At 65.5% G+C, this 13,655-nt stretch carries 15 protein-coding genes; 7 read left to right on the top strand and 8 right to left on the bottom strand.

Annotated elements, in window-relative coordinates:
• Nucleotides 1–127 precede the first annotated feature (127 nt).
• From HOP53_RS09425 to HOP53_RS09410, 4 genes are all read left to right on the top strand, one after another.
• Nucleotides 128–1,426 carry a Glu/Leu/Phe/Val family dehydrogenase gene (locus tag HOP53_RS09425; protein WP_086508080.1) on the top strand — a complete coding sequence of 433 codons (1,299 nt, stop codon included), beginning with the start codon at nt 128–130 and terminating at the stop codon, nt 1,424–1,426.
• Between the two features lie 84 nt (nt 1,427–1,510).
• Nucleotides 1,511–2,275, top strand: a complete 765-nt coding sequence (locus HOP53_RS09420; protein WP_234269803.1) for a pseudouridine synthase — start codon at nt 1,511–1,513, stop codon at nt 2,273–2,275.
• Nucleotides 2,276–2,311: 36 nt separating this feature from the next.
• Nucleotides 2,312–3,148, top strand: a complete 837-nt coding sequence (gene tcdA / locus HOP53_RS09415) for a tRNA cyclic N6-threonylcarbamoyladenosine(37) synthase TcdA (protein ID WP_234240730.1) — start codon at nt 2,312–2,314, stop codon at nt 3,146–3,148.
• 31 nt (nt 3,149–3,179) lie between these two features.
• The gene (locus tag HOP53_RS09410) at nt 3,180–3,404 is read left to right on the top strand and encodes a DUF1653 domain-containing protein (RefSeq protein ID WP_234240729.1); all 225 of its coding nucleotides are present in this window, start codon (nt 3,180–3,182) and stop codon (nt 3,402–3,404) included.
• On the opposite strand, the gene HOP53_RS09405 is transcribed toward HOP53_RS09410, so the two are convergent.
• The 8 genes from HOP53_RS09405 to lptF form a co-directional block, all read right to left on the bottom strand.
• The gene (locus tag HOP53_RS09405; RefSeq protein ID WP_234269802.1) at nt 3,401–4,168 is read right to left on the bottom strand and encodes an ABC transporter permease; all 768 of its coding nucleotides are present in this window, start codon (nt 4,166–4,168) and stop codon (nt 3,401–3,403) included. The genes HOP53_RS09410 and HOP53_RS09405 overlap by 4 nt on opposite strands.
• A 9-nt stretch (nt 4,169–4,177) precedes the next feature.
• Nucleotides 4,178–4,975: an ABC transporter ATP-binding protein gene (locus HOP53_RS09400; RefSeq protein WP_234269801.1), complete on the bottom strand. Its 798-nt coding sequence runs from the start codon at nt 4,973–4,975 to the stop codon at nt 4,178–4,180.
• Nucleotides 4,972–6,015, bottom strand: coding sequence for an ABC transporter substrate-binding protein (locus HOP53_RS09395; RefSeq protein ID WP_234269800.1), 1,044 nt, complete (start codon nt 6,013–6,015; stop codon nt 4,972–4,974). The genes HOP53_RS09400 and HOP53_RS09395 overlap by 4 nt, the downstream gene beginning before the upstream one ends.
• Nucleotides 6,016–6,328: 313 nt before the next feature.
• The gene (gene bfr, locus HOP53_RS09390) at nt 6,329–6,811 is read right to left on the bottom strand and encodes a bacterioferritin (protein ID WP_234269799.1); all 483 of its coding nucleotides are present in this window, start codon (nt 6,809–6,811) and stop codon (nt 6,329–6,331) included.
• 197 nt (nt 6,812–7,008) lie between these two features.
• Nucleotides 7,009–7,215 (bottom strand): (2Fe-2S)-binding protein, encoded by a 207-nt coding sequence (locus tag HOP53_RS09385; protein WP_234269798.1) that lies wholly within the window; start codon nt 7,213–7,215, stop codon nt 7,009–7,011.
• A gap of 93 nt (nt 7,216–7,308) precedes the next feature.
• The gene (locus tag HOP53_RS09380) at nt 7,309–7,788 is read right to left on the bottom strand and encodes an RDD family protein (RefSeq protein WP_234269797.1); all 480 of its coding nucleotides are present in this window, start codon (nt 7,786–7,788) and stop codon (nt 7,309–7,311) included.
• A 63-nt stretch (nt 7,789–7,851) separates the two neighbouring features.
• Nucleotides 7,852–8,916, bottom strand: coding sequence for an LPS export ABC transporter permease LptG (lptG, locus tag HOP53_RS09375; protein WP_234269796.1), 1,065 nt, complete (start codon nt 8,914–8,916; stop codon nt 7,852–7,854).
• Entirely contained in the window at nt 8,916–9,995 is a 1,080-nt protein-coding gene (gene lptF, locus HOP53_RS09370; protein WP_234269795.1) for an LPS export ABC transporter permease LptF, read from the bottom strand. Before lptF ends, lptG begins: the two co-directional genes overlap by 1 nt.
• 116 nt (nt 9,996–10,111) lie before the next feature.
• Here lptF and HOP53_RS09365 point away from each other — a divergent pair, with 116 nt between their 5' ends.
• The 3 genes from HOP53_RS09365 to HOP53_RS09355 all read left to right on the top strand — a co-directional run bounded on the left by HOP53_RS09365 (nt 10,112) and on the right by HOP53_RS09355 (nt 13,502).
• Nucleotides 10,112–11,632: a leucyl aminopeptidase gene (locus HOP53_RS09365; RefSeq protein WP_234269794.1), complete on the top strand. Its 1,521-nt coding sequence runs from the start codon at nt 10,112–10,114 to the stop codon at nt 11,630–11,632.
• A 152-nt stretch (nt 11,633–11,784) separates the two neighbouring features.
• A complete protein-coding gene (locus HOP53_RS09360; RefSeq protein ID WP_234270419.1) occupies nt 11,785–12,861 on the top strand; it encodes a branched-chain amino acid aminotransferase in 1,077 nt (358 codons plus the stop codon).
• 200 nt (nt 12,862–13,061) lie between these two features.
• Entirely contained in the window at nt 13,062–13,502 is a 441-nt protein-coding gene (locus tag HOP53_RS09355; RefSeq protein ID WP_010626559.1) for a DNA polymerase III subunit chi, read from the top strand.
• Nucleotides 13,503–13,655 lie beyond the last annotated feature (153 nt).

The following is a 13,655-nucleotide window of genomic DNA, read 5'->3' as shown; positions in this document are numbered from 1 at the left end:
TGCTCAAGATAGTGCTTCGGCATGTAACAGTTTGAAGCTTTATGTTCTTGCGCCTTTGGCTCACATACCACCCGATGCTGCTACGCTGAATCAGGCAACGACAGGCCACATCATCAGGAGGAAACCGATGTCTGGGCAAACGGATCATGCCAACCTGTTCGACGACGCACGCTCGCGCCTCGAGGAAGTGTGCCAAGCCATCGACATCCAGGGCGATGCCAGGGAGCGACTGATGCAGCCCAGCCTCTCGCTGCAGGTCAGCGTGCCGGTGCGCATGGACGATGGCAGCCTCAAGGTCTTTCCCGGCTGGCGGGTGCAGTACAACACGACGCTGGGGCCGGCCAAGGGCGGCATTCGCTTTCATCCCGACGTCAATCAGGAGGAAGTGACCACCCTCAGCTTCTGGATGGCGGTGAAGTGCGCCGTGGTCGACCTGCCCTACGGCGGCGGCAAGGGCGGCGTGAAGGTGGACCCCAAGCAGCTGTCGAAGCTGGAGCTGGAACGACTGGCCCGGGGCTACGTTCGCGCCATCGCCGACATCATGGGACCCGACCGCGACATTCCCGCACCGGACGTAAACACCAACGCCACGGTGATGGGCTGGATGGCCGACGAGTTCGATCATTTGGCCCGCGGCAAGGTGCCCGCCGCGATTACCGGCAAGCCTCCCGAGCTGGGCGGGTCGCTGGGTCGTGTGGCCGCCACCGGACGTGGCGCCCTGCACGTGCTCGACCTGTGGGCAGCGCGCGAGAAGCGCAAGCCAGAGGAGACAACAGTGGCTATCCAGGGCTTCGGTAATGCTGCCTATCACTTTGCCCGGCTAGCCCACGATCAGGGCTATCGCATCGTTGCGGTGTCCGACTCAAAGGGCGCCATCTACAGCGAGGAAGGCCTCGATCCTGACGCCATCATGGAGCAGAAGCAGCGTAATATGCGGCTGCACGAGATGGTTTACTGCGACGATTCTGTGTGCATCGCCGAGGACGTTGAGAAGCTCGATCGCGACGAGCTGCTCACCCTGGAGGTAGACGTCCTGGCGCTGGCGGCACTGGAGAATCAGGTGCATGAAGACAACGTCGATCAGGTCAAGGCCGGCGCGCTGCTCGAGATCGCCAACGGGCCGGTCAGTAGCCGTGCCGACGAACGGCTCGAGGAGCGCGGCGTGCCGGTACTGCCCGACGTGCTGGCCAACACTGGCGGCGTCATCGTCAGCTACTACGAGTGGGTGCAGAATCGTAGCGGCGAGCGCTGGCCGGAGGAGGAGATCAATCGGCGGCTGGCCGAGCACCTCGAACGCCAGAGCGAACTGGTCTTCGAGCGCGCCGAACAGGAGGAGATCTCCTATCGCCGGGCGGCGTATCGCCAAGGCATCGAGCGCATCGCCCACGCCATCGAGCTGCGCGGCAACTGTCAGGACAGCGAGTGAGCGAGGCAGCCAGCCGCAACTCGGGGTGACAAGGGCATTGGCCAAGGCGACAATAGCGGCCTTTCGTTGCCGAACCGGGCCGTCATGACGAACCCTCTGAGCCTTCTCTACCGGGACGAGCACCTGGTCGCGGTGCACAAGCCGGCGGGCCTGCTGGTGCACCGCTCCAAGCTGGCGGGCGGCGAGCGCGAGTTCCTGCTGCAACGCCTGCGCGATCAGCTCGGCCAGCGCGTCTATCCGGTACATCGACTGGATCGCCCCACCTCGGGTGTCATGGTGTTCGCTCTGAATTCGGACATCGCTGCACGCCTGGGCGAGATCTTCACCGAACGCCGGGCCGCCAAGCGCTATCTGGCGGTGGTGCGCGGCGTCGGCCCCGCACAAGAGTGGCTCGATTACGCCCTGCGCGAGGAGGATGGCAGCCGGCCCAAGGCGGAGATGCCGGCGCTCGAAGCCCTCACCGAAGTGAAGCGGCTCGACAGCGTCGAACTGCCGGTACAGGTGGACCGCTATCCCAGCAGCCGCTATTCCCTGATGGTGGTACGCCCGCTGACCGGCCGTCGCCACCAGATTCGCCGCCACCTGTCACGGCGCGGCTATCCGATCATCGGCGACGCCAAGCACGGCAAGGGCAATCATAACCGCTTCTTCGCCGAGCGCCTGGGCTGCCCGCGGCTGTTGCTGGCCGCCGTGGGCCTGAGCTTCGAGCATCCTGTCACGGGGCGCTGTCTGACCTTGAGCTGTAGCCTGGATGCCGCCATGACGACCCTGTTCCAGCATTTCGGCTGGGCCGGTCATCTGCCCAGCGACCGGGCAGATTGCGCCGAAGCCCCACTCTCCCTAGCCTGACACCACCGCCACCAACCGGAGTTTCAAGACGCCGACATGACCGCCCCATTGCCACCGCAGGAAGCCGCCCCGGCCCAGGACGACTACGATTTCCGCTTCGGTGGAATTCGGCGACTCTACGGCGCCCGTGCGCTTGATCACTTCCGCCAGGCCCACGTCGTGGTGGTCGGTGTGGGCGGCGTCGGCAGTTGGACGGTAGAGGCGCTGGCGCGCTCGGGCATCGGCCGGCTGACCCTGATCGATCTCGACGACGTCTGTGTCTCCAACGTCAACCGCCAGCTGCCCGCTCTGGATGGCAACATCGGCCGACCCAAGGTGGACGTGCTGGCCGAACGCTGCCGGGCGATCCAGCCGGGCATCCAGGTCGTTGCCGACACCGCCTTCGTCACCCCGACCAACCTGGCCCAGCGCATTCCCGAGGATGCCGACTACGTGGTCGACGCCATCGACAGCGTGGTGGCCAAGGCCGCGCTGATCGCCTGGTGCAAGCGGCGCAAGCTGCCCATCGTCGTGGCCGGTGCCGCCGGCGGGCAGCAAGACCCCACCCGCATCAAGGTGGCGGACCTGGCGCGCACCGAGCACGACCCGCTGCTGGCCAAGGTGCGCGCCCGGCTGCGCCGGGATTACGGCTTCTCACGCAACCCCAAGCGTCGCTTCTCGGTGGAATGCGTCTATTCTGACGAACAGCTGATCTATCCCGGCGCCGATGGCGAGGTCTGTCTGCAGAAGCCCGGCGCCGGGGAATCGACCCGCCTCGACTGCGCCTCCGGCGTGGGTGCGGCCACCTTCGTCACCGGCGGCTTCGGCTTCGTGGCCGCCTCACGGGTGCTGGCCCGCCTGGCAAAGCGCGCTGCCGAAAGCGGCGACCGATAACGATAACGACCCTGAACTGGAGCCCTGCGCGATGACCCACCCCCTCCCCGTCCCCGGCATCTACAGCCACTACAAGGGCAACCGCTACGAGGTGATCGGCGTCGCTCATCACAGCGAAACCGAAGAGCCCCTGGTAGTGTATCGCGCGCTGTACGGCGACTACGGCCTGTGGGTCCGTCCGCTCGCCATGTTCACCGAGACCGTCGAGGTGCGCGGCGAACCGGTGCCGCGCTTCGACCTGGAGAAGGCGTTCTAGCGCTGGCCTCGATGCGCCCATCCGGTCATCCGCTTCTCCAGTAACGCAAACAGCTCGTACATGACCATGGCCATGGCGCTGATCACGATCAGGCCGGCAAACACCAGCGCCATGCGCATCTGCGAGCCGGCGCTCATCATCAGGTAGCCGATGCCCTGGTTCGACGCCACCGTCTCGGAGACCACGGTGCCGACGAAGGCCAGAGTGATGGCGATCTTCAGCGAGGCGAAGAAATAGGGCAACGAGCGCGGCAGTCCCACCTTGAGCAGCACGTCGATGCGTCTTGCGCCGAGTACCCGCAGCACGTCCTCCATTTCCGGCTCCAGGGTGGCGAGCCCGGTGGCCACGTTGACCACGATGGGAAAGAAGCAGATCAGAAAGGCGGTGAGGATCGCCGGCACCGAGCCGATGCCGAACCACACCACCAGGATCGGCACGAAGGCCACCTTGGGAATGGCATTGAAGCCCACCAGCAGCGGATAGCAGGCGTGGTAGAGAAAGCGCGAGGAGCCGATGACGAAGCCCAGCGCCAGCCCCACCGCCACACCCAGGGCGAACCCCGCCAGGGTGGTCCACAGGGTCTGCCAGGAGTGCATGCCGATGGGCCCGGCAAAGGTCACCAAGGCCTGGGCGGTGGCCGAGGCGCTGGGAAAGATGAACTCCGGCACCTGCAGCAGGCGCACGCTGACCTCCCAGATCGCCACCAGCGCCAGCACCGCGACCCAGGGCGCCAGCCGCTCGCGCAGCTTGTCGTTCTTGTTCATGCTCGCTCCTCAGGCACTGCGGATGTCGCCGATCAGGTTGCGCAGCTGCTGCACCAGATCGATGAAGGGCTTCTCGTAGGTGACCGCCAGCTCGCGGGGGCGCGGCAGATCGATCTCGCGGCGTTCGATGATGCGCCCCGGGCGCCGGCTCATGACGTAGACGGTGTCGGCCAGGAACGCCGCCTCGCGCAGGTCGTGGGTCACCAGCACCACGGTGAAGCGCTGGGCCTCCCACAGATCGCGCAGCACGCACCACAGCTCCTCGCGGGTGAAGGCGTCCAGCGCGCCGAAGGGCTCGTCGAGCATCAGCAGGCGTGGACGGTGGATCAGCGCGCGGCAGATCGAGGCGCGCTGCTGCATGCCACCGGAGAGCTGCCAGGGGTACTGGTCCTCGTAGCCCTCGAGCCCCACCGTGCGCAGCAGGTCGCGGGCCCAGCCGACGAATTCCGCGCGTCGCTTGCGAAACTGCGAGCGGTAAGGTTTGACGATCTCCAGCGGCAGCAGCACATTGTCCAGCGTGGTGCGCCAGGGCAGCAGATTGGCGCTCTGGAACGCCATGCCGCAGTTCTTCAGCGGCCCGCCCACCGCGGCGCCGTCCACCTGCACGCTGCCGGCGGTGGGCGCATGCAGCCCGGTACACAGCTTCATGAAGGTCGACTTGCCGCAGCCGGAGGGGCCGACGAAGGCAACGAACTCGCCCTCCCGGATGGAGAGCGAGATGTCCTCGATGGCATTGCCGGAGTCGTCGTAAGCCAGGCTGACCCGGTCGAAGTCGACGAAGGGCGTGGAGTCTGCCAAAGCCGTCACTCCGCGCGTTCGGGGAAGATCATGCGCTCCTCCTGCGGCGGCAGGAAGCGCGAGGTGAAGACCCGCTCGGGCTCGGGCACCGAAGGCAGATCGTAGGCATCCGCCACCAGTTGGATGGCCTCGCGCAGGCGCTGCTCGTCCACGTCGCCGGCGCCGTTGGCGCGTGCCTCTTCGGTGTCGATGACGCTGTCGATGGCGAGCTTGAGCCGGCGCGTCTCCATCTCCACGTCGATCAGCGCGTCGCGGTTACGCACGTACTCGATGGCCCCCTCGGGATCGGCCAGGGTCTCCGCCAGGGCGCGATTGAAGGCGCGCAGGAAGCCCTCCACCGCCTCGGGGTTGGCCTCGGAGAACGCTTCGCTGGCAATGATGGCGTTACCGTAGAGCGGCACGCCGTAGTCCGGGAACGGCATGATGGTGAGCTGCTCCTCGCTCATGCCACGGCCTTCCAGATTGAGCAGGCTGGTGAAGTAGAAGCCGGTGATGGCATCCACGTCGCCACGCACCAGCAGCGTCTCGCGCAGAGCGGGGTCGACGTTCTGCCATTCGACGGCCCCGGCCTCGAGGTCGTTGGCGGCGGCGAAGATGCCCCAGGCCCGGTAGCCGGTGTCGAAGGCCGGGGCGGCGAGCGCCTTGCCGGCCAGGTCCGCCGGCGACTCGATGCCGCGATCCTTGCGCGCCAGCACCGAGGCCGGCGTGCCGTCGTAGACCACGTAGACCCCCTGGATGCCCGGGCCGTCTGGGTTCTCGGCGAGAAATTCCACCAGCGCATTGAGATCGCCGAAGCCCATCTCGTAAGCCCCCGAGGCGACCCGGTTGATGGCCCCGGCAGAGCCGCTGCCGGAGTCGATCTGCACGTTGAGCCCCTCTTCGGCGAAATAGCCGCGCTCCACCGCCATCAAAAAGGGCGCCGAAGGTCCCTCGAAGCGCCAGTCGAGCTGGAAGCGAATACGGGTTTCATCCGCCTGCGCCACGGCGGTGCCGAGCAGGGACAGGCCCAGTGCACCGGCCAACAGGCCGGCGGTAAGTTGACGACTCATGAATGCCACCCTCGCGATGCGTTTTTGGTTGTGCTTGTTCTATGCAATCGGCCTGCCAAAGCTATCCATTTCACTTCGGCTTTGGGGTCAGCGAGCCATGACGGGGCATGGTCCGCTGCACTTGGCATCTGAAAGGTGCAAAGCCAGCGCCAAAGCGGGCCGCTTGCACCAGCTTAGTTCATCAGTGACGAACAGCACACGCCAGGTAACTCAGCGTAAACGAACAAAAACTGGAGGGTGCATGCGGGTGCACCAATAGAAAACGGCACCGATGAGGGTCGGTGCCGCTGGTTGGAGGCTTGCGGAGTCGCCGTTACTCGTCGCCGGCTTCCTGCATCTGCTTCAGCAGGTAGTTCTCGATGCCGACCTTGTCGATCAGGCCGAGCTCTGTCTCGATATGGTCGATATGCTCTTCTTCGTCGGCCAGGATCTCGCGGAACAGGTCTCGAGAGACGTAGTCCTTGACCTGCTCGCAGTAAGCGATGGCATCGATATAGTCGTTGCGGCCTTCATGCTCGATCTTGAGATCGCTTTCGAGCATCTCGCGCACGTTCTCGCCGATATGCAGCTTGCCGAGGTCCTGCAGATTGGGCACGCCTTCGAGGAACAGGATGCGCTCGATCAGCTTGTCGGCATGCTTCATTTCGTCGATGGATTCGTCGTACTCCCATTTGGCCAGCGCCTTGAGGCCCCAGTCCTTGTACATCTTGGCATGCAGGAAGTACTGGTTGATCGCCACCAGCTCGTTGCCGAGAGCCTTGTTCAGGTGCTCGATGACCTTGGCATCGCCTTTCATTGCCTTTCTCCCTTCTCCGATCGGTCGTGGGGCCTTGCCTTGTCGTCACGTGACGCTCATCCATTCATGATAGGCAGTATCCGACCAACCACGCAAAAAATCCAACCAGTGCAGCAGGTTGGATCAATGACAACAAGAATGAGAAGGATTGACGTCACTCGCAGGACGGCTGCCTGCGATTGAAGAAGAGAGAGCCGTTATACGGCGTAAGCCAGGTCGTTGGCGGAAGCCATGACTTCAGCGGTGATGGCGTCGCGGGTAATGGTCTTGCCTACACAGGCACACTTGCCGCACTGGGTGCCGCAGCCCGTTTCGCGCTGAACCTCGCGCCAGCTGCGCGCGCCGTCCGCCACGGTCTCGCGGATCTTGTGGTCTGATACGCCCTTGCAGAGACATACGTACATCGACATCACCTCGCTGTGCTTACAAGGATTAATGTAAATGATTCGCATAGACTATCGCAAGGGCAAATCGAACATTTTTTGATCGGCGTCACATCATCGTCGCGCCGCCTTGGGCAGTACCACCACCTGGGTCCCGGAGACGATGTCCGGCCAGCTGCGGCGCTGGCGATCGAACAGCACCCACAGATAGCCCAGGCCGAAAGCCGCCAGGGAGAGCCAGGCCACCACATAGCGCAACAGGCTCTGCATCAGTGTGATCGAGCGGCCATCGAGGGTCTGCACGCGCAGGCGCCAGGCCTGCATGCCGAGCGTCATGCCGCCGCGCATCCAGGAGAAAGCGAAGAAGACGAAGGCGCCGATCAGCAGCAGCAGTTGCAGCGTCAGGCGCTGGGGCTCCCCTGCTCCGACATCCTCCGGGCCCAGGCCCAGCGCGTAGCGAACGAATGCCACGTGCACCACGGCGAGGGCGATCCAGATCGCCGCCACCAGAAAGGCATCGTAGAGCATGGCGCCCAGGCGCCGGCCGAGGCCGGCCGCCCATACATCGTCGAGCTGATCGAAACGTCGTTGCATTGCGGTCTCTTCTTTAGCGTTTTTCTGGGCTCTACCATCCCAGGCAGTCGCAGACAGCGCCCCTCAGCCGGAACGGCGCAGCAGGTACAGCCCCAGCCCGGCACTAAACAGAATCGGCGTCAGCACCGCCCATACCGGAGAAAAGCCGAACACCGTCGAGGCCGGTGCCAGCAGGTCCTGCAGGTACTTGAACGTCAACCCGACGATGACCCCATAGAATACCCGCGTACCGGCCGCCACGGTGCGCAGCGGACCGAACACGAACGAGGCCGCTACCAGCACCAGCGAGCCCATCATCAGCGGCATCAGCATCTTCTGCCAGAAGTAGAGCAACGGCTGGGTCGCCTGCAGACCCTGATCCCGCAGGAAGCGGGAGTAGGCCCATAGCTCGCTGGGCGCCTGGCTGTTGATCGGCAGCAGCAGTCGATTGAGCTGGGCCGGCGTCAGGTTGGTCTGCCAAGGATGCTGAGCGTGATGCTCCGCCTCGGTGCGGTCGTCGAAGAAGCGCGTGATGCCCACTTCCTCGAGCTGCCAGCTGCCGTCGCGCCAAACCGCACGTTCGGCCACCACGGCCTCGCGCAGTTCGCGCCCCTCGAAGCGATAGCGGGTCAGGTCGAGCACGGTGTCGTCGGCACGTATGGCGCCGAAGCGGTAGACGCTGTCGCCCTCACGCTGCCAGCCGCCGCGCTGGACCAGTACCGCCCCTTCGCCCTGCATCTGTTCCAGACGCCAGGCGCTGGCGAACTGCTCGGTACGCGGACTGACGTACTCGGCGGTCAGCAGCACCACGACCACCACCAGAATGATGGGCTTCATCACCCCCCACAGAATGCGCGCCAGGGAGCGTCCTGCGGCCCGCATCACCGTCAGCTCATTGCTCGACGCCATGCTGCCCAGGCCGATCAGCGCACCGATCAGCACCGCCACCGGGGCGTATTGATAGAAGCGCCATGGCACCCGCATCAGCAGATAGAGCAGCACCTGGAAGGCGCCGTAGTTGCCCTCCACGTCGTCCAGGTCGTTGATGTAGGAGATCACCAGGTCGAGGCCCAGCAGCACGACCTGGACGACGAGGATCGCCCCCAGCACGTTGCGGGCGATATAGCGATCGAGACGATCCGTCAGCATCAACGCATCCCCCTGCGCTGGTGGTGCATCATCAGGCCCAGGCCAAGCGCCAGGAACACGAGGTGAATCGGCCACATGCCGATCGCCGCCGGCAGAGAGCCGCGGCCGATGGCATCCAGCGCTGCCAGCAGCAGGCTCAGATAGCAGACATGCAGGAATATCGCCGGCAGCAGCTTGGCAAAGCGTCCCTGGCGCGGATTGACCCTCGAGAGCGGCATCGCCATCAGCGTCAGGATGAAGACCATCAGCGGCAATGACATGCGCCACTGCAACTGGGCCTGCGCGCGGCTGGAGTCGTCGCGCAGCAGCGCAGCCGTGGTGGCGTACTCCGACGACTCCAGCTCGCGCCGCTCACCGCCGAGCGAGAGGCGTACAGCATAGGTCTCGAACTCCAGTCGCTCGGCCTCGAAGCGCCCGGGGTCGACGCTGTAGCGCTCGCCATCGGCCAGTACCAGGAAGCGGCTACCGGTATCGGGGTCGACGGTCTGGTAGCCGCTGCCGGCTCGGGTCACCGCGGTTTCCGGCGTGCCGTCGCGGCGGCGCTGCCGCTCGCTGATAAACACCTCGATCATGCGGCTGCCATCGTCGCTGAATGACTCGGTGTAGGCGGTTCGGCCGCCACCGAAGTCCTGGAAACGCCCCGGCGCCAGGGCGGAGAAGTCGAGACGGCTACGCTGCTCCTCCAGCATTACGGCGTTATGCAGGGCCCCGGCGGGAGTCAGCCACAGGCTGCACAGCCCGACCAATATCGCCACCAGGGTGGCCGGCACCAGGCTGATCTGGAACAGCCGAATGGGGCTGGTACCGCAGGCCACCAGCACGGTGATCTCGCTGTTGAGATAGAGCTGCCCATAGGCCAGCAGAATGCCGAGAAAGAAGGCCAGCGGTAGAATGAGCTCGAGAAAGCCCGGCAGGTGGTACAGCATCAGATTGCCGAGGATGGCGGCAGGAATGTCGCCTTCCGCCGCATCGGTGAAGTAGCGGATGAACCGGCTGCCCATGATGACCAGCAACAGCACGCCGGCAACGGCGGCCATGGTGAGCAGGATCTCGCGGGTCAGGTATCGAAAAATGATCATGCAGCGGTCTTCCATGCAATGGCGCCATGCCTTGAGTACACTGGGGTGATTCGGCAGGCCCCGGAGCCGTGCCGGCATTATCCAGAATCCCCCATCGCTTGTCTTGTGGAGTCACCATGGAATTCCCCGTTCAGACGGCCAATCCCGCCAAGGCCGAATCGGCCTGCCTCGTGGTCCCGGTTTTCAAGGATGGCGCTCTGCTGCCTGCCGCCGCCAAGCTCGACGACGCCAGCGAGCGGCTGATCGGCCAGTTGATCGAGCGCGGCGACTTCGATGCCAAGCTGGGCAACGTGCAACTGCTCCCCTTCGCCCCCGGCCTCAGCGCCGACCGTCTGATGCTGGTGGGACTGGGTGAGCGCGGCAAATGCCAGGAGCGGGCCTTCATCAAGGCGCTTGACGCTGCCTTCACCGCCGTCGCCGCCCTGCCGGTGGAGGACATCGCCGTAGCCTTCACCGACGTCCCCGTGCCTGAGCGTAGCATTGCCTGGAAGGCGCGCATGACCGCCGAGGCGGCGCAGCGCGCGGTCTACCGCTTCGACGAGTTCAAATCGGAGAAGGCCCCGCGTCCCCGGCTCGACAAGGTCGCCCTGCTGCTCAGTGACAGCGAGGCTGCCAACGAAGCCCGCGAAGGCGCCCGCATCGGCAATGCCGTGGGCCAGGGCGTGGCCTACACTCGCACCCTGGGCAACCTGCCGGGCAACGTCTGCACGCCGAGCTACCTGGCCGACCAGGCCGAGCAGCTCGGGCGCGAATCGGGCGGCGTCCTAGAGGTCGAGATCCTCGACGAGGCGGCGCTGGAGGAGCTCGGTGCTCACAGCCTGCTCTCGGTGGGTCGCGGCAGCGAACAGCCCTCGCGTCTGATCGTGATGAAGTACCAGGGTGCCGACAGCGCCGACGAGGCCCCCCACGTGCTGGTCGGCAAGGGCATCACCTTCGATACGGGCGGCATCTCGCTCAAGCCTGGCGAGGCCATGGACGAGATGAAGTTCGACATGTGCGGCGCGGCCAGCGTGTTCGGCACCGCCAAGGCGATACTCGGCATTCGCCCCAAGCTCAACCTGGTATTCATCGTCGCCGCCGCCGAGAACATGCCCGACGGCCGCGCCACCAAGCCAGGCGACATCATCAAGACGCTCAAGGGTCTCACCGTGGAAGTGCTCAACACCGACGCCGAAGGGCGCCTGGTGCTGTGCGACGCCCTGACCTACGCCGAGCGCTTCGAGCCTGCCAGCGTGGTCGACATCGCCACCCTCACCGGCGCGGCGATCATCGCCCTGGGCCACCACGCCACCGGCCTGCTCTCCAATGACGACGATCTGGCGCTGGACCTGCTCGATGCCGGCGAAGCGGCCTGGGACCGCGCCTGGCACCTGCCGCTGTGGGACGAGTACAAGGAGCAGCTCGACTCCAACTTCGCCGACATGGCCAACATCGGCGGTCGCCCGGCCGGTACCATCACTGCGGCCTGCTTCCTCTCGCGCTTCGCCGACCAGTTCCCCTGGGCGCACCTGGACATTGCCGGCACCGCCTGGACCTCGGGCAAGCAGAAAGGCGCCAGCGGCCGTCCGGTGGGGCTGCTGACCCAATACCTGCTCGACCGTGAGGAAGAGGCGCGCCAGGTCGAGAACGAGAGCTGACGCCGCCAAGGTTGCCATCCCGGGCGTCAACCGTTACATCTGTCGCATCAGGCGCTCCGGACGCATCCCACCGGAGCGCCGAAAAGCTCAATAAATCGCCGGAATCCCGGCATAGCGGAGACCCATTTGCCGTGCCCAACGCCACTTTCGACATGCTGCCCACCGCCACGCCCACGGCAGCCAACATTCGTGCCGACATTCTCGCCAACCCCGGTTTCGGCCTGCACTTCAGCGACCACATGGCCCATGTTCGCTGGACGGCCGACGCCGGCTGGCACGGTCACGAAGTGCGCCCCTACGGTCCGCTGACACTCGACCCGGCGGCCGCCGTGCTGCACTACGGCCAGGAGATCTTCGAGGGCATCAAGGCCTACCGCCACCCGGACGGCTCGGTATGGTCGTTCCGCCCGGAGAAGAACGCCGAGCGCTTTCGCCGCAGCGCGCGCCGCCTGGCGCTGCCGGAGCTCGACGACGAAACCTTCGTCGAGTCGCTGCGCGCACTGATGCAGCTCGACCAGGGCTGGGTGCCCACGCCCAAGAACGCGGGCGACGAATCGAGCCTCTACCTGCGCCCGTTCATGATCGCCAGCGAGAAATTCCTCGGCGTACGCCCGGCCAGGGAAGTCGACTACTACGTGATCGCCTCCCCCGCCGGCGCCTACTTCAAGGGCGGCATCGCCCCGGTGTCGATCTGGCTCTCCTCGCACTACAAGCGCGCTGCCCCCGGCGGCACCGGCTTCGCCAAGTGCGGCGGCAACTACGCGGCCTCGCTGGCGGCCCAGAAGGAAGCCGAGAAGTACGGCTGCAGCCAGGTCGCCTTCCTCGACGCCGCCGAGAACAAGTGGATCGAGGAGCTGGGCGGCATGAACCTGTTCTTCGTCTACAAGGACGGCCGCCTGGTCACCCCGCGCCTGACCGACACCATTCTCGAGGGCGTGACTCGCGACTCGGTGCTGACCCTCGGTCGCGACGAGGGCCTGACCCCGGAAGAGCGCGCCATCAGCATCGACGAGTGGCGCGACGGCGTGGCCTCCGGTGAGATCGCCGAAGTCTTCGCCTGCGGTACCGCCGCGGTGATTACCCCTGTGGGCCAGCTGGTCACCGAGGACGGCACCGTGCAGATGCCCGACGCCGGCAACGAGATCGCCAAGCGCCTGCGCGGCAAGCTGCTCGATCTGCAGTACGGCCGGGCCGAAGACAAGCATGGCTGGTTGACCAAGCTGGTCTGACAAAAGGATTCCCTGCTGCATTCACGACGGGAATCCATTCTTCGCTAGTAACGCCATTAGAAGAGGGGCGTCGGGGACAGGGTGAAGAGGAGGTCTTTTGCCATGGATGGCAAAAGTAGCGCCCAGGGATGGGTTCACAGCGCCTCCTCGTAACCCTGTCGCCGACAAAGCCCCTCTGCCACCGAGGTCAGAGAGTCCACATGACCCAGGTCGACTTCTACATTTTGCCTGATACAACCCTCGAGGCACGGCTCGACTTCGCCTGCCGGCTGGCCGAGACCATCGCCGGCAAGGGCTACCGGCTGCACCTGCACGCCGAGGACGAGGCCATGGCCAGTGATCTCGACGAGCGGCTGTGGACCTTCCGCCCCGAGGCCTACCTGCCCCACGCCCTGCTCGGCAGCGAGATGGCCGAGAGCGTGGCGGTGACCATCGGCTGGGAACAGCCGCCCGAGCCGAGCGCCGAAGCGCCCATGGCGCTGCTCAACCTCGACCCGGGCATCCCCGAGTGGTTCTCGCGCTTCGAGCGGGTCGCCGAGATCATCAACCAGCACCAGCAGGTGCTCGTCGCCAAGCGCGAGTGCTGGCAGACCTACAAGCAGCGCGGCTATCCCGTCAAAGCGCATCAGCTACGCGGCTAATACCGCCAAGCCAGGGGCGCCGGGGGCAGGCCGAAGAGGAGGTCTTTTGCCATGGATGGCAAAAGTAGCGCCCAGGGATGGGTTCACAGCGCCTCCTCGTAGGCCTGCCCCCGGATCAGCCCCGTTGACACCCCCGGCGCCCCCTGCCCTATT

The sequence above is a fragment of the Billgrantia ethanolica genome, from assembly GCF_021404305.1.
Taxonomy (GTDB): Bacteria; Pseudomonadota; Gammaproteobacteria; order Pseudomonadales; family Halomonadaceae; genus Halomonas; species Halomonas ethanolica.
Note: the sequence above shows the minus strand (reverse complement) of the source record. Positions and strands in the feature narration are given on the sequence as shown.